Below are 20,975 nucleotides of genomic sequence, written 5' to 3' on the forward strand. Positions count from 1 at the left end.
ACAGCCCCTTGTGCCAAAGTGAGCTTTAGCACAAGGAAATATGATTTACATTATGAGACAATTTTCCTCAGAAGCATGCATCGATGTCGACTTTGCTCTTCCTGGAACAGTAAACATAGTCAAAAATTTTAGCGCCTCTATAGCTCGCTCAGCTTGCAACGCCCTATCATAACTCTCCCTTTCCTCTGCAGTGAGTCGGGAGTGCTCCTCGACTAAAGCCTCAACCGAGCTTCCCTTGTATTCTTTATAATAAATTTCAAAGATTTCTAAAATATGCTCTACCTCACCTTTTCTAAAAAATTGGAACTTAACATCTGCATGCGAACTTTGTTGCTCCCAGAACTTTTTAAGATACAAAGACAACAATTCTGGCGTAACTTCCGTGACAAATTCAAGATGAAAATGATCTACATCCGTTTCACCTCTATGAGTATGATTTCTTTTTATATGAGGAGCGTCAGGGCCTCGGAACCAATCATCATTATACCCAGGGATAGAGCCTAAAAAATTCCTATCTAAAGATCCCCATGCTTCGATAGCAGAATTAAGTACTTCTACCTCTGCACCAGCAAAATAAAGTGTAATTGTATTTTTAGTGATTTGCAGCTTAACAAAAGGTTTCCCTATTGATAAATCGATGTTAAATGGCATAACAAGACTCCACCCATTTTAGTTGATAAAAACCCATAATACGGCTGGAACATTAAGGAAACCTTAACAATTTATTCTTTTTTTCCACAAAAAAATCTCTTAATATACATGATTAAATTCTCCCGTCGCGATCCCATAGCACGGCAGTAGTTTTTGGATATTCCGGGAAAAAAGCGATTAGACACAAAACTGGCTTATTTTTGTCTACTTACTCTCAGAATGATTAAAAAGGTCGTGCAGGATGGAAGAAAAAGAGGCTTAGAGACTATAATGGGCCAAGAAAATCACTTAAAATGAAAAAAAATTCATCTATGCCGTCATATGATTTAACCAATGCAAAAGAAATCCAATAATGCCTTTTACTTATCATTACAAACAACCTGACGAATATCATTTTAGTCTTGATTCAGTTCAGCTCGCGCAATTTGTTGCAACCGAATTACAGTCCTACGCCGATCTTGCTTCATTACGCATCTTAGACCTGTGCGCCGGGTGTGGAGTCATTGGTATGGAACTATCCTGGCATCTACCCGCGATCCGACACGTTGATTTTATTGAGGTCCAAGATATTTATACCGACTATTTTCAGCAAAACCTGGCGCATATCAATCGTCCTGAACTGAAATGCCGTTGGCATCTTATCAATTACGATGAATTACATGAAAAAGAGTGGGAGGGTAAATATGATGTAATTATCAGCAATCCACCCTTTTTCCTGGTCGGGCACGGAGTACTTTCTCCTTCTGAATTTAAAAATCGCTGTAGATTTTATTTAGATAGCTCATTTCAGAATTATATTCGCGCTTTGGAGAACTCGCTTTCGGAAAAGGGTAAGGCCTATTTTTTATTACGTCCATTAAAACATCATGGTTTTGATTTATTTGCCGAGATACCGGCACTCCTCCAGGAAACAACAACAGTTAAAAAAATATCGCACATCCGAGGCACCGATATAATCTTATTAGAAAAAACGTCATCTGCTGCGATTGTGTAGCAATCTCAACAAATAATAAACACATTATTGGTTCTGTGTTAAGCTTTACCAATCTAGAATAAAGAGTTTTCTCATGATTAAAATTGGGCAATTTAATAAATTAAAAATGATACGAGAAGTTCCTTTTGGCGTGTATTTGCAAGGAGGAGAATGGGGCGAAATTCTATTACCCAATAAATCGATCCCTAAAGGGGCATTAGTTGGTGATGTGTTGGATGTCTTTGTTTACTTTGATTCAGAGGACAAAATTATTGCCACTACCGTACGACCTCATGCCAAATTGGGTAGCTGTGCATTTTTAAAAGTAGTGGATGTCAATGCGGTTGGAGCTTTCCTGGATTGGGGTTTGGACAAAGATTTATTGGTACCCAAACCCGAACAACTTTCTCCTATGGAGAAGGGACAATCCTACCTTGTCTATTTAAAACAAGATCATCAGGGACGCATTATTGCCAGTTCCAAAATCGATTATTTTTTGGATAAGACGGAGGCTAGTTTTAAACCTGGTGAAGAGGTTAACCTACTAATTGCCGATACCACACCGTTAGGACGAAAAGTAATTATCAATAATCACCACTGGGGATTAGTCCATTCGGATGATATTTTTCAACCCTTGATGTATGGCACAAAAATCAAAGGGTACATTAAGAAAATACGTGACGATGGCAAAATTGATGTTACATTAAGACAATTAGGACAAAACAACATTAATGACTTAGCGCAGCGTATCCTGACTAGGCTTGAACAATCCGGTGGTTTCTTAGCTTTGCATGACAAAAGTTCACCTGCAGAAATTCAGCAGGCATTTGCCGAAAGCAAAAAGAATTTTAAAAGTGCAATAGGTCAACTTTATAAACGTAGTCTAATTACTATTGAAGAGAAAGGAATTCGTTTACAGAGCTCCAAAAAGAAAGGTTAAGGTTCCAGTCGAAAGCACAGAACCTCGATTGCTGTTTTTAAGTTAACCAATAGGCATATTGACTTGTATTCGTCCCTAGGTCGCATTCAACGCACCACCGCAAATAATATTATTGCTTTGCTGCAAAGAATGTTCTTTGTTCCTTTGATTCGCTATTCTGATAGATGTATGTGTCCGACATGCAAGCCTTAGAATAGATTAAAAGAAATTTCCGGGATTAGTAGTGCATCCGCTAAGCTTTGTTATGAGGCTCAAATGATAGTAGGCAGGTGTTAGTATAGGGCGTTTAATTTCTTTTACATCACTCATAAAATTTTATACTAATACCCTGACCTGCAACCTAAAATGCCCAGCAAAAACAACCACTCCATTGCCATGACTTATGCTCACAGTGTGACGATGAGTGATGGTGTTGGTGCACTACACGCGCTGCAGAAGTAAAAAGTTTACCGTGGTTATATCCCCCATAATACTTTACTGGAGACCAGGAAGGACTTACTGGCGGTAAGGGCGGATTCAATGTAGAAAATTGCTCACAAGCATGCACAACATCACCACCAACAACGGTCATCAAGGAATAAAGATCCTTGATTTCCTCATCAGGAATCTCAAAAAAGTTTTTTGACAGTACCGCAAAATCAGCCAATTGATCCGGAAGAAATGAGCCTTTGTTCTCTTCGTCATTGGAAAACCAGGCACTTCCTTTGGTATAAAGTTCCAATGCTTTTTCGCGCGAAAGAATATTATCTTCTTGATACAATGATTGCCCACCCACCGTTTTTCCCGTAGTGAGCCAATACAAGCAAAGCCAAGGGTTATAACTTGAAACCCGAGTCGCATCAGTGCCCATACCGACAGGAATACCGGCATCTAGCAATTTAGTAATTGGTGGTGTGCGTAACGTTTTTTCTCTCCCGTAACGCTCACTGAAGTATTCACCTTGAAAGGCCATTCTGTCTTGAATCGCAATCCCACCGCCAAGCTTTTTCACACGCTCAATAGACTGATCTGAAATGGTTTCGGCATGGTCAAAAAACCAGTGTAATCGGTCAATGGACGATTCAGCGTTCACCTGCTCATAAACCGTTAATGCGCGTGCAATGGATTCGTCATAGGTTGCATGTAGTCTAAAGGGCCATTTTTTTTGCGCTAAAACCTCAACGACTGGTTTTAACTGCTCTTCCATAACATCGGGTAAATCAGGACGTGGTTGCAAAAAATCTTCAAAATCTGCCGCAGAAAAAACCAGCATTTCTCCCGCACCATTATGGCGATAATAATCATTTCCTTGTTGATATTTTGAGATTTGCGTCCAATGCGTAAAATCCTCTAATTCATGCCCTGGTTTTTGCGTGAATAGATTATAGGCAATACGCAAAGTCAGCTTATTTTCTTTATCCAATTGCTGAACAACCTCATAGTCATCGGGATAATTTTGAAAACCACCGCCGGCATCGATGACACTGGTAATTCCAAGGCGATTTAATTCGCGCATAAAATGTAAGGTCGAATTAATTTGATCGCTACGGTCCAATTTAGGCCCCTGCGCTAGTGCCGAATAAAGAATAATGGCATTAGGATGCGCAATGAGCATTCCGGTGGGATTACCTGATTTATCGCGTTGAATTTGGGTTCCAGGCATTTCCTGGGTATTTTTATCATAACCAATCGCATTCAATGCAGCTTTATTGAGTAGGGCTCGATCGTACAAATGTAAAATGAAAACAGGGGTGTCGTGAGAAACCGCATTGATTTCCTCTAAGGTAGGCATTCTGCGCTCTTTAAATTGAAATTCAGTCCAGCCCCCTACCACACGAACCCATTGCGGAGCTGGGGTACGTGCCGCCTGCTCTTTAAGCAGATATAAAGCCTCATTAAGACTGCGAATCCCATCCCAACGTAGTTCCATATTAAAATTTAAACCGCCACGAATGAGGTGGATATGCGAATCGTTTAAACCAGGAATCACCGTGTTCTTATGCAAATCGATTAATTTAGTGGATGAGGTTTTCAGTTTCATGATTTCATCGTCTGAACCAAATTGCACAAACCGATGATGTTCAATGGCAACCGCGGTAATTTTTTTACTGATACCTGAACCTTTAAAATTACCATTGTAATAAATAGTATCCATCTCTAGGTTCTCCTATGAGGAGCCTTAAGGAAATAGATTCCCGCAGGTGCAGGAATAAAAGAATCAGATAGCCTTAGGCTCAATTGAATTAATATAAATCAGCAGCAAGACCGAATTTTAGGTGCCAGTAATTTCTTAATCCAGAGCATTCTTTCTGGTCCGAACTATCGCGTCACAACGAGCACCCCTATTAATAGATCAATTATAGTTCATGCTCAGTATTTTATGTGGCTTCCACTACACGCTGAACAGAGGTAATGGTTACAAAAAATTTAAATAAATGTATAATTTTACGCGATTTTAAAAAAAGCGAACTAAGTACTAGGTCAATGGATGTAGATCATTAACCTCTTACTTTAATAATCATTTTGGTAAGGATACTCTCATGCAGAAAATAGGGATAAGCGCTTTTATTTTATTCATTATGACCCATTGCACAGCTCATGCAATGCAAAGCCCAGGTTTTGCTGTTGGACCGCAGTATGATACTACCCACGTTTATGTTGCTCCTGAAAATTTTGACCGTTTTGTTTCCAGTTTTGTCAGCACTTTTGGTGGAAAAACATCGAAGAAAGGTGTTTTCCAGGTAACGCCTACCCCCAGCCAAACAATGTCACAACTAGCGCTAACGCCTGCGGGAACCATTTCTGTCTTTGGCTTTAAAACACCAGTTCCTCATCCCTTTGGCAGTGAACGAACTGGGTATTTGGTTAATGATTTTGATAAGGCAATCCTGGCCGCACGTTCCGCGGGTGCAGATGTGATTGTAGCTCCATTTCCTGATCCGATTGGTCGAGATGCAATTATTCAGTGGCCAGGTGGCGTGAACATGCAAATCTATTGGCATACGACCCCTCCCTCCTACGAACCTTTAGCAACCATTCCCGAAAATCGAGTTTATGTTTCTCCAGATCGTGCCAATTTATTTGCGCAACGCTTCTCCAGCTTTGCTCGAGGAAAAATTGTTGCGGATGACCCTAAAGCTTCAGGAATAGAAATTGGGCAACCGGGAACTACTTATCGACGTATGTCTATAGAATCAGGCTTTGGTAAAATGCTAGTAATTGTGACCAATGGCCATTTAAACTGGCCTTATGGGCACGAAATGACCGGTTATGAAGTACCCAGCCTCAAAGAAACCTTAAATAAGGCGCAAGCTGCTGGAGCGAAAATTCTCGTAGCGCCAGTTAATTCTGGAGGCCGTATCTCAGCGATGATTCAATTTCCTGGGGGCTACATTGCTGAAATTCACCAACTAACAAAGGGCATAGACGACTCACAAAAACCCACGACAAAACAGTAAATGAACCCCAGAGGCATACTGTTTTATAGCTTGCTGTTCAGTTCATGTGATGTACTCGGTAGCCAGGACACCTCAGTTTCCCAGACGCCACAACGCCCAAAGATTATGTTTAATCGCTGGCAAGAGGACTGGTCTGTTTTGGCTAATCCGCAGGTTCCGCGTGAACCTTTTGATGAGCTGAAATACATTCCCTTATCCAAAACCAACCCACAAACCTATCTTTCTTTTGGGATTAATTTGCGTGAACGCTTTGAAAGTAATGATGCCGTTAATTTTGATGTAGGCAATAGCGTTCCGCAATCGTACCTTCTTAGCCGTTTTGAACAACATATTGATTTACATATTGCGAATAAACTGCAAAGTTTCGTGCAATTTCAAAGTGATTTTTCACCCTGGAAAACCATCATTACCCCAGTTGATCAAAACCGCTTGGATTTAGAGCAAGCATTTACCACGTTGGTTGAACCAATTGCCGGAGGCACTTTTAAGTTTCGTACCGGTCGTCAACAATTTGCCTTTGATTTACAACGTTTTGTTTCGGTCCGTGATGGACCTAACGTGCGTTTATCATTTGATGCACTCTGGGGCGATTATGAGCATGGGGCTTGGCGCTTTATTTCATTTTACAGTCGGCCGGTGCTTACCTTAAATCTTCGTGCGTTTGACGATTACAGCAGCAGTCATTACACCTTCAGTGGCTTTCGGGTGGAACGCAAAGTACAGAGCCTGGGTAAGATAAATTCCTATATTGCTCATTTCAAACAAGATAATGTGCATTACGTTTCCGTCTCTGGAAATGAACGTCGTCATGTTTTGGATGCACGCATTGTCGGCAAAGGGACCGCTTTTGATTGGGATTTAGAGTTTATGGGACAGGAAGGAAGCATTGCCAATAAACAAATTCGCGCCTGGGCAATGGGCTCACGTTCCGGATACAAACTCAATAAATTGCGGTGGTCTCCCCGCCTTGGTTTGCAGCTTGATGCCGCCTCGGGTAACCATAATCCTCATGGGAAAACCTTTGGCACCTTTAATCCCCTCTTCCCCAACGGCTATTATGTCACCCTTTCAGGTTATACGGGTTATTCTAACTTTATTCATCTTAAACCCTCCTTCAGTCTGCAACCGAATCCCTCATTAACCGCGATGATTGCCGCAGCCGCTTTGTGGCGCGAAACTATTGCTGACGCCGTCTATACCCAGCCGATTATCCCCGTAGGGGGCACCGCCGGTGAGGGAGGAAGATTTACAGGTCATTATTATCAATTGCGTTTTGATTGGCTCATATCGCGTCATTTCACCAGTGCTCTTGAAGCAGTACATTATCAAGTGGCGGAGTCCATTCGCGCCGTAGGAGGAAAAAACTCCAATTATGTTGGGGTTCAGCTTCAGTTTGGCTGGTAATCAGGTGGTTAATTGATGGCCCTGTGACTCTTGCTCCTCACCGTGCTGTCATAGCGCGCAAGGATTAATACTAAATAGAAAAACCATGCTGCTTTTCCTCATGGTTTGTCTCTTCTCCAAAGAGAATATTTACGGAGGGGTGTAAATATTTTTTTATCTTTTCTATTTGTTCCTCATCAAAGAAATTATTATGCAGATCAAGTGTTTTTAAATTCCTATGCCGTGATAAATGAGCGCAAAATGTCTCTAATTCGTTAAGTTTTTTTTCGCCCAGATAATTTTCTGAAAGCACTAACTTTTCCAGCGACGGAGGAAGTTCATCAATAATTTGACACAATAGGTCTATGGGTTGCTTATTAAAATGATTGGCTCCCAAATTTACGGAAATCAGGTTTTTATTTGTAGCCAATGCTTTAAATGCGTGGCCAATCTGAAGGTTTTTACTCAACTCATTACCGTTTAAATCAATCTCAGCAACAGAAAGAAGTGAAAACAACTGAGATAATTGGCTGGTTTCTACGATACCAAGGCAGTTATTACTCAGATCTAAAGAAGTTATCTCTACCCCACTTAAATGGAAAGCCTTTATTATTTCATCAATCCACAGGTATAAGTCATTTTCACTTAAATCCAGACGCTCCGTATAAGGGGGGATACTCTGAAAAGCAAACAGAATATCCTCTATAGTTTTATGGTAAAAATCATTGATCAGGTACGATTTTTCTCGGATGGCCGAGGGAGTAAATAAAGTAACGTGATAGGGTGTGTATTCAAACACTGGAAACCTCCTTGATGATAAATAAATATTTAACTTAATTTTGCATTATTCTCAGACTGCTCATTGGGTAATACAATGGATTGACGAAGCCCCTGCATTACATCTCGAAAAGTGGTCATTTGTAATTTCTTTAAATCGAACTCAATATTATTCAGGGATTTTATGATTGATGACCCGCCGTTGAATTTATTTCCTTTCAATAACTCCATAAATTCGTCTCTTGAATGATTAACTATCTCAATAGCCTTTTTCATCTCATTATTCGTCAAGGCTTCACCAACCCGGTAAAGATCAAGTCCTAATTTTTCTGCTTTTTGTTGTCCCTGGGCATGCCCAATCAACTGATGACGCACCTCGTTTTTATATCCATCAATATAATTAATTATTTTCTGTGCTATGGCATGTGCAACAGGGGGTTTTAATGGTTCATTTAAACTTTGTATTTTGCTACGCACCGTAAACTGAAACACACTTCCTTGAAAGGCAGGAGCCTCTGGATTATCTTTTATCCAGCTAAGTTCAGTATCCGCTTTAATTCTCAATGCTTCAAAGCAAGGCAGACTTTGCACATGGTCTAAAACATCACTTATTGATGCGCCCTCTCCGAGTAAAGAACGAATGGTATGTTGAAGGGTTATTAGATTAGCCGTGTATAGAGCATCCTGGCAATTTTTAATTGTAAAAAGAGCTAATTTATCAAATACCTGCTCTAATTGGGCTAATAAATCATCGGATTTAAACGTTATTTTTTCGGGAGAGAGATTATTATTGATTTCGATTAACGATTTCTGCAGATGCTCAATACCTTGAGTATAATGATTCTCTTGCATATCCATGATTAACTTTGAAAATTCAATCTTTGCATGTTGAATTCCCTTTTTGATAACCGCTTCATCCACCCTGCCAATTTTTGCCAAACTCGTGGCCAGCTCAGGCATTACATCCAGAGAGCACAGACCAGGATAATCTCGCCATAGTTTGGATGGAGCCCCACCGCTAACACCAACTCCGGCAATTTTTTCTCGATTGATGAAATCAAGCACAGGATGTTCCGGATTAAGAACAGAGCCACCGAAAAAAACAGGAGCATTCAATAAGTCATTAAATGCATGTCCTAAGTCAATTCTGGCAACACGGGGCGTTTGTTGGTGCTCATCAGTAACTACTAACATATTACCCGGATTAATGTCATGGTCGCCTAAAATAGCGGAAATTGCTATTGCATCTACTAAACTGCTTTTCAATGGTGCCATAAGCTCACTGTCAAAGCCAATATTTCCCGCCGTTGAATTCTGACCAGCAATTAAACTAGCGTGCGCTTTATCAAAAGGAACCTGCTTTTTGATATAATCATCTAAATTTAGTGCATTGGTACCGATATACTTGGAGGCAATCAAAACTCTATTTCTGTTTTGATCATACACAAGATTTACTTCGGGGATTTCACTTTGAGTCGTGATACTTTTTAATAATTCCTGACCAATACATGCCGCAATAAATTCACCTAAATTTTCTCGATCAGTACCATGAGCTTTAATGCGTCTTAAATAACTATTATCAAGGATAGAGGGTTTTAATTGATAGTATGACGTACCTTCCTTAACTCGCCTACTTCCAGTAACACCTCCGGTAGAGGTTGAGGAAGAAAAATCAAAGTTATCTACGGATTTTGTTCTTATTTGCTTATCTGACATTTGTTGTTGCACAGTATGCGAAGCAGGCTGTTGAGTGCGGTCTTTAGGTCTCCAGAAGTTTAGCTTTGATTTCCTATCCTCATGCTCTAATTTAGTTCTCATTTTAAGGACTCCTCCAAATGATTCAGGAAACATTCTGCCTGACTCTCAGTAAATTAGGGTGACTCTGAAGGGGATTACGCTGCCAGAGTTCATTTACTTTGTATGTTTAAAGTATATAAAAAGAACCTTTTGAAAAAATGAACGTCGCAGGAAAGATAGGACTAGATGCTAACGAATCAGAATAAGGGATAGTCAGGGTCCAATAAATTAATTTTAAACAAGCAGTCGAGAAATGGCCCCGTTGAAATAACCGGAGCCAAACGATACATTTACAGATTAACTGAAAAGCGATTAATTAACGTCGCGCATAAGGTCTGCTCTCCTCAGCTAGCGCTGATTCCGGCTCATGATTGGCAACGTTGATGTCTACGCCTTTCGTGGATTGGAAGAACGTTTGCCCAGTTGATTGCCAAAACTTCGGCGTACTCTGAGTAAACAGTACTGCTAAACCAGGAATAACACCGGTTAAGATAATGCTTAACACAATTAACGCATTTTTTGCGAATCGTTTCCCAGCCGCATCACGATGTGTTAACAGCGTATCTCTGGCTTCATCTAACTCCTGATAAAATTGCTTAACCTTTTCACTGGGTTTCTCAGTAGACTCTAGAATAGTGTACAGCGTAGCAACCTTAGCAAATTTATCTTTTAACCCTTGCACGCTTTGCTCTTCAGGCCAGGTGTTAATTGCAGCAACATTGTTTGCTAAATTAGCGACATCATTGAGATCTAGATGAGGATTCACGTGCTGTTTTACTTTTTTGGCCAAATGTAATAAATAATCTTTTGTCAAAGGGGATAGCCTATCTTCTACGATAGTTTGAAATTTGCATTCGATCTTGATGTCAAAATTATTTTTCTCAAACTGCAATCGATGGATTGCGTCTGTTAATTGGGTCACCTGTTCGGTCAGGCTGTGGTGTTCATCTTCGATGGTGCTTTTGTACGCTGATTGCTCGGAATTCAGTTGAGTGATTATAGTTGTTAGCTCCCTGACTTCCTGAGTTAACGTTTCTTTCTCTGCAGTTAGAGTTCCGATTTCATTCTTTTGTTGTTCTTGTTTCGCATCTAATTCCTGAATTTGTTTACATTGCTCTTGATTCGCCAGCACTAATGGATCATCCACACCCAAACAAATTGCTGCACTTGAAATTTCTTTATAAAGAGCCTCATTTTCTTTGTCAAAGTAACCTTTAAGTGTCTCTAATGCTATATTGTGAGCCGCTATAAACTGAGCTGTTGCGTCTACCACTTGTTTATGTCGCCCCGCTAAAAGCGCTTCATGCTGTTCGTAATTAATAACGGTACTATCGATATTTTGAAAATCTGGAAGCGCTTTTTTAAAGGCATCTAACTCGTTAGAGGTACTAATTACTTCACGAATAATAGTGTCTGTGGTGTAACGCTGATTCTTTGCAATAGCCTCCACAATGAGTAAACCAGCACAATCCCTATTGGATACATCCTCTGTTTCTTCAAATTCTATTTGCTGAAGTTGTGTAAATTTGCTTTGTAAAAATTCATTAATTTCACTCACGTTAGGATTTATTGAATTGAGTTCATTAAGCTGCATAATAAACTGAGTAAAATAGGTAGTTAACTTGTTGTCAGCGAGTTGTTCATTAAGTTGCTGCATTGCCTCATTTAAATCGCTAACAAATTGTTTCTGCTGCATCCTATGGACTAAATCCTGATAATGCTTTTGTAAGCCCTCGTGCTTTTTCGTTAACATATCGCGTAAATTAGATCTGAATGTCTCGTAAATGGTTCGAGCAATTTCATTGTCTTGGTCTGCACTCGTATACTCTGCAAACTGTTTAAATGTATTCTGAACTGCATGATATACATCTGCTCGCTCCTGGGTGTCAGTCAATTTACCTTGTAAATAGGTTTGTCTTACTTCCTCAATAATCGTACTCACTCCGTCTAAAAGGAGCTCAAAACCTTCTGTTGTGTATAGAGCACAAGCGAGATCATCCTCAATGAAAGAATCCATTATCAAAAGAGACTCCTTGTTCTCATCCAGCGCGCGTAGGCTGCGGTGATGTCTTGCAATCTCAAGTAAGCGCGTTACGGCTTTGTCTATCGTTTGATTTAATGGAATGTTATCACCACTTAAACCTAAATCACGATTTAAAGACAAATGAGCATGTTCATAATTGAGAAAGCGACCACCGGGAACTGGAGGTATAATCGTTTCAAGGTACGTGTCGTTATGTGCATGGTAATGCACTATCCGTTGGTCAGTAATGTTCCAGAAGAGTTTGAGAATGCTCTGCTCTTGGCCAAGAAAGGCATAAGCGGTGTTATTGTACTGTTTATAAGCGTCTTTATTAGCGAGAATTTCATTATATAATGCAAAATAAATAGGTTTAAAATGTTCTTTTTGTGGCTCCCCGTGCTCATCAAATAATTTTTTAGTTAAATGACAAAAGGGATCATCTTCACCGCGTCGAGGGGTCATCTTAACCCCATTACGACTCAAGAACTCAATCAATTTTACAATAGTAAGTTCCTGAACATGTGTGGTGTTTGCGCCCAAGGCATTGGCTCTACGTTGTTGGTCAAGAAGATTTCCTGAACCAGTGCCATGATGCCCCGGTAAACTTATTAGTTTAAATTGTGTCTCTGCTGATACCGGTTTAGGGACAATCGGTTTAAAACAGCGAGTGCGCTCATTTTCATAAATATACTGTTCATATTCTTTAACAATTTTAGGAAGTTGGTAAAAACGAGGATCGTTCCATGCAAGGGAAGAGAAATGAGTGATACCCACATAATCCCCACCAGGCACTGGATCAACGTTTAATATAGATAATTTAACACATGCTATATTATTCTTGAGTTGTTCCCAGTTTAAATTCGCAAATGTTTGTTGGTGTGTATTCATTGCCCCTTGGGTTAGAGGACATGGGCTCTTTAATACTTCATCATTAAAATCATCTGATTGTTGTTCCATCAATGTTTGAATTCGCTCTAACTCATGGGCAACTAAAATGGCTTCAACGGCTCCACGGCTATGAGCAATAACGTTAATGTGTGTTTCCCCACGGCTTATTGCTTCGAGAGCAGCAGCAACACCACGGGCAATTCGATCCCCGACCTCACTTCCAAGGGTTGTTGGGCCATCAATTACCGCAACTTGGTTGTTCTTAAACCGAACTGTATCATCCTCAAAACCAGTTGATTTATTTTCAATCATCGTGGAAATATAACTTAAAGTCTCAGCTCGATCATAAGAATTTTCTACTTTATTGGGAGAAAATTGCGTATCAGTTCCTAATAGAGTCAGCGTAAATGACATAATAATGATCCTCTACATCGTGTTAGTTGTTCAGCGAGTATACTTTTCCTATACTGAAGAAAACTTTAAGCCGGCATGAATGGTTGTCATGCGCTATGAACACTTGGAATGACAAAGGATCAAATGAAAAAAGAGATTCCTGATAGTACCCATCAATGCAATGACATTCTGAGCCTGCAATTGAATAAGAGACTTTTCTTTTCTACGCGTGGGCTGATGAGCATTTTCGATTATGCACGCGATGCTGGGCGTCTTAGAACAATTTGAGAAGTGGTTGGATAAACATCTTAAGTAGGATAGGGATATAGCTCATTAGGAAATTGCTTTGTGATCAACATCCTGTAGTGTAACAAGCCCTTAAAGGGTTAGTGTAATGAGAGCATTTGAAATACCTAATATGAAAGTGACACTACGGGGTACTATAATTTATTGATAACAACATTATAATTATATAACTAGTTTATTCATATTGGTTCACTTCATTGAGCTGCCCAGTCCATAGCTCACCAAGGCTTGTAAGAACTATATGATAAAACCTGTTTTGGATATCCGCTTAATATGGGCATTATTAAAGGCTATAAAATATTGGGTACGCTTTATCAAACCCCTAACACGATACTTTACCGCGGGTTACGGCTTCTTGATAATGTTCCCGTTATGCTCAAATGTCCCTACTCAGAGCACCCCTCTCTTAAAATTCTCGCAGACTTGCACCACGAATATTTTTTACTCAAGCAACTCAATATTCCAGGTGTTATTAAGTCCTATGCACTCATTCAACAAGGTCACCTTACTGTTTTAGTTTTAGAAGATATCAATGGCCAGACTTTAAAGAGTTTTTTACAAGAAAAGCCATTAGAACTGGATGTTTTCTTCACAATCGCCTTACAGTTGGTCTACGCTTTAGCTGAGTTACATCAACAGCATATTATTCATAAAGACATTAAACCTGCAAATATCATTATTGAACCTCAAACGCTGTTAATCAAACTGACAGATTTTAGTATTTCTTCACAGCTACTGGAAGAAACACAAAGCTATAATAATCTTCATCTTTTAGAAGGTTCACTGGCATACATATCGCCCGAGCAAACGGGGCGAATGAACCGAAGTATTGACTATCGCACCGACTTTTATGCTCTGGGAGTCACTTTTTATGAAATGTTAGCAGGCCACTTACCTTTTGATGCAACGGATATTCTTGAGCTGGTGCATTGTCATCTTGCAAAAGTTCCGGCCCCTTTATCATCACTTCCTCTAAATATCCCGACAATGCTTAGCCAGATTATTATCAAACTAATGGCTAAAATGCCAGAAGAGCGTTACGTAAGCGCAAGAGGCTTAGCAGCGGACTTGGCCGAATGCGCTAAACAATGGCAATCAAAAAAAACGATTGCTGAGTTTACCTTGGGCGCTATTGATATCAGTGATCAACTCCAGCAAACACAAAAATTGTATGGACGTGAAGAGCCCATTGCAGAGCTACTCTCTGCTTTTGAGCGAGTTAGTCAAGGACAAAATGAAGTAGTTCTAGTGTCTGGTTACTCCGGGATCGGTAAAACCTCCCTGGTTAAGGAAATCTATAAACCACTGACCTGCCGTAAAGGATATTTTATTCAAGGTAAATACGAGCAATTACAGCAGAATAAGCCTTATAGTGCGCTCATTGATGCGTTGCAAAACCTGGTTAGACAAGTATTGGCAGAGCCTGAGCAAAAACTAAAACACTTAAAACAGGCCTTACAACAGTCTATTGGCAATCAAGGGCATGCGTTGCTGGCTTTGATTCCTTCGATGAAACAACTGCTTGGCCCGCAATTACTTTTGGAAAATACTATTGGTGAAGCTCAAAACCAACTGACATTTGCATTCCAGCAATTTATAAAAGTCTTCTGCCAGGCCAATCATCCGTTAGTTATCTTTTTGGATGATTTGCAATGGGCAGATAATGCATCGTTACAACTGCTACAACGTTTATTAAAGGATACAGCGAATAGTTATTTTATGTTGATAGGTACTTATCGAGATAATGAGGTGGATTTTGGCCATCCATTAATGGAATTTCAAAAAAAGCTAATGGCCAACTTCGTAGCCCTCAATACTATTAAATTACCACCATTGACCCATTTTCATCTGCAACAACTACTTGCCGATACGTTGGGCTGTGGACTTGCGCGGGCAAAACCTTTGGCTGAAATCCTGCAAATAAAAACCGAGGGTAATCCTTTTTTTATCCACACGTTTCTCAAAAGCCTACATAATACCCATCTGTTAACTTTCGATTATAAAAAAGGCCAATGGCACTGGGATATGATACAAATCGAGCAGCAACAGATGACCGAAAATGTAGTCGACCTGCTTATTAACAACATCCAGCAGCTATCACAGCCAGCACAAGAGAATCTGAAATTAGCCGCCTGTATTGGTATCCAGTTTGATTTGCACACCTTATCGGTTATCAGTCAACAATCTGTATCACTCACCCTGAGCTTGTTGCAAGAAGCGTTACACGCCAACCTCATCCAATTAGTTCAAGGCAATTACAAATCCATCGACTTGATGGAGGACAACCTCACTGATGCGCAACGTTCAGAAGGCTTGATGATCTTTCAGTTTAAACACGACCGTATTTTGCAAGCAACATATCAACTTATAGTACCCAATCTTAGACGTGAATTGCATTTAAACATTGGTCGTTTATTGTTAACCAATGCGAATAAGGATTTGGGTGATGAAACCTATCTTAGCCAAGTTGTACACCATTTAAATGAAGCTTCGTCGTTAATTACTCAATCTACAGAAAGGTTGGAGCTGGCCGAATTTAATTTACAAGCAGGCAAAAAAGCAAAAACGGTTGCCGCCTACCAAGCTGCAAAAAATTATTTCCGTATTGCTATGCCCCTATTACCAGAAGATGCCTGGAAGCATCATTATGAGTTAACTTTTGCTTTATATTGTGGGCTGGCTGAAAGTGAACTATTAACTGATGATCATCAGCTTGCACAGCAACACTTGGCGATACTCTTCCAGCAGGCTCAAACCACGCTTGATAAAATGCTGGTCTACCAACTTGATATTATACGGCTTAGCCTTGCGAATCGCTATAATGACGCACTGCGGCAGGGATTAGCAGTATTACGACTTTTTGGACTTGATCTCCCTCTCTACCCTAAATCTTATCATATTTTAACCGCATACCTGTCTATAGAATGGAGATTGTATGGTAAAAAATTTACTAATTTGGATTTAACTCAACAAGCGAGTAATGAATACAGTTTGCTGCAAAAAATATTAAACCAGTTATATGCCTCTACCTATATTACATCGAACAAAGAATTATTTGTTCTACTCATATTTCATGCTGTTAAACTATCATTACGCTACGGATACACACCTGAAAGTTCATATTGTTTTGCAGCTTATGCATTTGTATTAATCCATGTATTTAAGCGCTATAACGCAAGTTTTAAGCACGTTGCACTTGCTTATCGGCTCGCTGAATATTACCCCGATCCTTCTGTGTTAGCTAAAGTGGAATTTTGTATGGGACATTTTCTCCATTTTTGGAAATATCCACTCTCTCAATCTTTGAATTACACCTTACACAGTTATCAATTAGCCCAACAAACAGGGGATTTAACAACCGCTGATTATAGTTTTATAAGTCATTTTTTAAATCAATATGCTTTAAGTTACCCATTATCTGACCTTGCAAATATCCTCAGAGAAGTGCTAAAAAAACGCAACCCCAATGACTATTTCTATCCGGTTTGGATTTTGGTGGAATATTCAATAATCAACTTGCAGCATTCCGTAATAAATAAGAACTTTGATCAAGAAATAGCGCGTTCCTTCAAATCTATTGTTGAATGCAAAACGCAGCATGAACAGGCTTGCTTTTACTTTTGTGCGATAAAACTCGCCTATGTGACCGGTAAATTTTCTTTAGCAGTAAAAATGGGGTTAGATGCCGAGATATTTGCAGATTCAGCTATAGGAACCATCACCTATGTCGAAGGACAAATATATTATGGTCTGAGCTTAGCTGCGAGCTACAAAACAGCCACCCTCGCTGAGCAATCCGGTTACAAAAAGAAGCTCCTCGCTATTCAAAAGTCCTTTAAACGTTGGACCGGATGGTGTCCTACCAATTTTGAACCGTATTATTTAGTGCTTAGTGCCGAAATCTTCGCTATTCAGGAAAATTATCGCAAGGCCAGTGATTTGTATGACCAGGCAGCTCAACTTGCATTGGATAATAATCACCCTCAACTTACTGGCGTTATTAATGAGTGTGCTGCTCGATTTTACTCACAGGAAAACAAGCCACACCTAGCAAAACACTATTTTCGCGAAGCACATTATGGGTATGAGCGTTGGGGAGCCCTGGCCCTTTGCCAGCGTCTAAAACAACAACATCCCCAATCTTTTTATGAGTATGACAGTCCTAAGACATCCTTACAGCAAAAGATTATGGCCAACCCCCAAACTTCAACATCAAGCAATGATCTTTCTATAGATTTTATGGCAATTCTCAAATTGACCCAAACGATTGCCAGTGAAATACAGTTCGACAAATTATTAAAAAAACTACTGAAAATTGTGCTTGAAAATGCGGGCGCACAACGCAGTGTACTGGTCATAAAGAAGGATAACTCCTGGCTTATCGAAGCTGAAGGTACTTTAGAACAACAACGCATTTGGTTAGTGGATGCAAAAAGCGTCGAGACACGCTCAGATTTACCGCTAACGGTTCTTAACTACGTCCAACGGACCGAAGAAGCTGTACTAATACAGGATGTCGCTAACGACATCCAATTTTTAGACCCTTATTTGCAGCAATCTAAATCTAAATCGATATTAATAATTCCTCTCTTCTATCAAGGCCAACTACGACGCATTCTCTATCTTGAAAATAATATGCTTAAGCATTCCTTTACCGCTCAGCACTTACAAGACCTTACTATCGTAGTGTCTCAAGCCGCCATTTCATTAGAAAATGCGTACCTTTATTATCAAGCAACCCATGATCCATTGACGGGTTTTGCCAATCGAAATCTGCTCTTTCAAATTTTTCAGCAAAGCGCCTCGCGTTTATCACGTGAAGCCAAACAATTAGCCATAATTTTCCTGGATTTAGATTATTTTAAAAAGATTAACGATACTATGGGTCATGAAGTCGGTGATAAGTTACTTATCTATTTTTCAGAGCAAATTAAATCATGTCTGCGAGCTGGTGATTTACCTGTACGCCTTGGAGGTGATGAGTTTGTGATTTTATTGGATAGCTTTGATGAAAGCGTGCAGGTAAAAGGCATCATCGATAAAATTTATCAGAAGCTAGCTGCTCCAGTTATGATACAAGGCCATATGATCCATATTTCAACCAGTGCTGGCATCAGTTTATTTCCAAAAGATGCTACGGATATTCAAGGCCTTTTAAAGCAAGCGGATACAGCTCTATATCGAGCTAAAGAACTGGGGAAAAACCAGTATCAGTTTTATTCAGTGGCTTTAACCCAATACATTCAGCAAAACCATCATCTTGAAACTGAATTCGAAAATGCCTTAGCGAATCAGGAATTTTGTTTATTTTATCAGCCAATCTTTGATTTAGTAAGCGAGCGTATTATAAGTCTTGAAGTATTACTGCGCTGGCATCATCCAACAAAGGGATTATTAGAAGCCAATCAGTTTATTCAATTGCTCGAAAAAACGCCATTCATGTTGCCCGTAGGCGAATGGGTACTGCGTACAGCCTGCCAGCAAGTTAAGAGCTGGCAAAATCAAAACGTACCAACAGTGCCTATAGCGGTTAATATTTCCCCCTTACAATTGGAAAATCAATCTATTAGCCAATTAATTGCCAACGTTCTAACGGAAACTCAGCTAGAACCAGTCTTTTTAGAGCTTGAGTTAACTGAATCCATTCTTATCGAATCAGCCAGCATTATAGGAGAAATGGAGGCGTTAAAAAATTTAGGCATTAATTTAATCATTGATGACTTTGGTAAAGGATATTCCTGCTTGGCCTATTTGACACGTTTGTCACTTAGTAAATTAAAAATTGACCGATCTTTTATTAATAAAAATCAGTTAAAAGAGCAAGATAAGATTATTTTAGAAGCCATTATTGGATTAGCACACCGCCTACAGCTAAAAGTGATTGCAGAGGGAGTTGAAGAGATTTCCCAAGTGAATTTATTACGCATCCAGCACGTTGACGCCGTGCAAGGCTATTATTTTAGTCCTCCCTTATCTGTAAATGATTGTGAACATTTATTAAAGGGTGAGAAAGGCTGATAGTAATTGGGCCTACCCAGTGGATTTCCTCTTTTTTCTAAAAAGTCACTATCAGAAACAAAAAGCGAAGCTTGTCCCCGTAAGTCACCTAGGACTAATGGTCTAACCTGTAACCACTTGAACTTCATGCACCCTACTTCTCCGAAGCAACATGCGTATTTAAAAAGCGAGTTAATTGGTTCGGATAATTCCTTAGAGTTTGAATTATCGTGTCACATAAATGAAGTTTTTTTCACCGGAGAATGATAATATTAAATAACAGCGTTTATTTAAACTATCTAAATAGACCATTAACTTTTTATGAAAATATAGAGTATTTAAAATGAGACCCATCGCTCGTGGATACACACATCTGGCCGCGTTTTTTATTATTCTCTACCCCTCTATACTACTCTTAATTGACAGTAATGGGCCTCGCGCACTTGTTGCGAGTCTAATATATACGGGTAGTCTGATGATGCAGTACGGCGTGAGTGGTTTCTATCATACTAAAACCTGGAGCAGGGAGAAATATTTATTATTAAGACGTTTGGATCATGCTTCTATTTTTGTATTAATCGCTGGCTCAGCTACTCCAATATGTCTCCTTAAGTTAAAAAACCCCGTAGGATTGCAGCTCTTATCCATTTTTTGGCTCGTTGCTCTCGCTGGAATATGCATGACGACTATATGGACCCATGCCCCAAAATGGACTAGAGCTCTTCTTTATCTCTTTATGGGTTGGATTGGAGTGTTCTATTTTCCCGAAATTAAATCTTCTTTAGACCTAATAGACACCCAATTATTAGTATTAGGTGGCGTAACGTACACCATTGGTGCTCTAATCTATGCATTTAAATGGCCCGATCCTTTTCCTACCGTATTTGGATATCATGAGGTCTTCCATCTTTTAGTAATCCTAGGCAGTAGTTTTCATTTTGCTCTAAATTATAATTTAGCAACTACCTAGTTTCCTTGTCGATATATTAAAATATTATTTAATTTGGTTCTAAACCTGTGTAAATTCACTTACAAAACGATGCTTTTTATAAAAGCCAAAACTTTGCACAGATCTCAATCTGTATAATCCGACTTGACCATTGATAAATAGACTTCGGATCCTTTGTCAGTATATCTTCTGTTCTCTTTTTTGCTGAACCCCATTATTATCGGAATCGACTCCTCATATATATTGAGTTATTGCTGCTTTCATTAGCGCTATAAATAATATATTTATCTTTTATTGGAAAATTTTGTAATGTTCTGCGCTATTTGTTGCACGGTTTTTCCGGACGCAAAAAATTCTTCCAGCATAAGGAAGATAGATATAACCCGATTCATTAACATCTGTTCAGGAGGCGCTGTGTTTCTAGTAGTTGTTGAGGAGCTAACCTAAACCAAGAATACTAT

11 protein-coding genes are annotated in these 20,975 nt (G+C 39.5%); 6 read left to right on the forward strand and 5 right to left on the reverse strand.

The features are described from left to right. Positions 1–45: 45 nt before the first annotated feature. The gene (locus ACD661_RS11545; protein WP_400188014.1) at positions 46–651 is read right to left on the reverse strand and encodes a hypothetical protein; all 606 of its coding nucleotides are present in this window, start codon (positions 649–651) and stop codon (positions 46–48) included. 352 nt (positions 652–1,003) lie between these two features. Between ACD661_RS11545 and ACD661_RS11550 the strand changes: the two genes are divergently transcribed. Beyond that, positions 1,004–1,645 carry a methyltransferase gene (locus ACD661_RS11550; protein WP_400188015.1) on the forward strand — a complete coding sequence of 214 codons (642 nt, stop codon included), beginning with the start codon at positions 1,004–1,006 and terminating at the stop codon, positions 1,643–1,645. A 73-nt stretch (positions 1,646–1,718) separates the two neighbouring features. Continuing rightward, entirely contained in the window at positions 1,719–2,564 is an 846-nt protein-coding gene (locus tag ACD661_RS11555; protein WP_400188016.1) for a CvfB family protein, read from the forward strand. Positions 2,565–2,904: 340 nt separating this feature from the next. Here ACD661_RS11555 and ACD661_RS11560 read toward each other — a convergent pair whose 3' ends face one another. Next, entirely contained in the window at positions 2,905–4,698 is a 1,794-nt protein-coding gene (locus ACD661_RS11560) for an amidohydrolase (RefSeq protein ID WP_400188017.1), read from the reverse strand. 385 nt (positions 4,699–5,083) lie between these two features. On the opposite strand from ACD661_RS11560, the gene ACD661_RS11565 reads away from it, so the two are divergent. Together ACD661_RS11565 and ACD661_RS11570 are read left to right on the forward strand one after the other, a co-directional pair. Further along, a complete protein-coding gene (locus ACD661_RS11565; RefSeq protein ID WP_400188018.1) occupies positions 5,084–6,001 on the forward strand; it encodes a glyoxalase in 918 nt (305 codons plus the stop codon). Positions 6,002–6,106: 105 nt separating this feature from the next. Then, the gene (locus tag ACD661_RS11570) at positions 6,107–7,405 is read left to right on the forward strand and encodes an alginate export family protein (protein ID WP_400188019.1); all 1,299 of its coding nucleotides are present in this window, start codon (positions 6,107–6,109) and stop codon (positions 7,403–7,405) included. Positions 7,406–7,475: 70 nt separating this feature from the next. Here ACD661_RS11570 and ACD661_RS11575 read toward each other — a convergent pair whose 3' ends face one another. The 3 genes from ACD661_RS11575 to ACD661_RS11585 all read right to left on the reverse strand — a co-directional run bounded on the left by ACD661_RS11575 (position 7,476) and on the right by ACD661_RS11585 (position 13,283). Further along, positions 7,476–8,183 carry a leucine-rich repeat domain-containing protein gene (locus tag ACD661_RS11575; protein WP_400188020.1) on the reverse strand — a complete coding sequence of 236 codons (708 nt, stop codon included), beginning with the start codon at positions 8,181–8,183 and terminating at the stop codon, positions 7,476–7,478. 29 nt (positions 8,184–8,212) lie between these two features. Next, positions 8,213–9,979 (reverse strand): hypothetical protein, encoded by a 1,767-nt coding sequence (locus ACD661_RS11580; RefSeq protein WP_400188021.1) that lies wholly within the window; start codon positions 9,977–9,979, stop codon positions 8,213–8,215. Positions 9,980–10,274: 295 nt separating this feature from the next. After that, positions 10,275–13,283 (reverse strand): hypothetical protein, encoded by a 3,009-nt coding sequence (locus ACD661_RS11585; RefSeq protein ID WP_400188022.1) that lies wholly within the window; start codon positions 13,281–13,283, stop codon positions 10,275–10,277. Between the two features lie 558 nt (positions 13,284–13,841). On the opposite strand from ACD661_RS11585, the gene ACD661_RS11590 reads away from it, so the two are divergent. Further along, positions 13,842–19,586: an EAL domain-containing protein gene (locus ACD661_RS11590; protein ID WP_400188023.1), complete on the forward strand. Its 5,745-nt coding sequence runs from the start codon at positions 13,842–13,844 to the stop codon at positions 19,584–19,586. A 322-nt stretch (positions 19,587–19,908) separates the two neighbouring features. Continuing rightward, the gene (gene trhA, locus ACD661_RS11595) at positions 19,909–20,535 is read left to right on the forward strand and encodes a PAQR family membrane homeostasis protein TrhA (RefSeq protein WP_400188024.1); all 627 of its coding nucleotides are present in this window, start codon (positions 19,909–19,911) and stop codon (positions 20,533–20,535) included. Positions 20,536–20,975 lie beyond the last annotated feature (440 nt).

The organism is Legionella lytica, assembly GCF_044626755.1.
GTDB classification, from domain to species: Bacteria; Pseudomonadota; Gammaproteobacteria; order Legionellales; family Legionellaceae; genus Legionella; species Legionella lytica_A.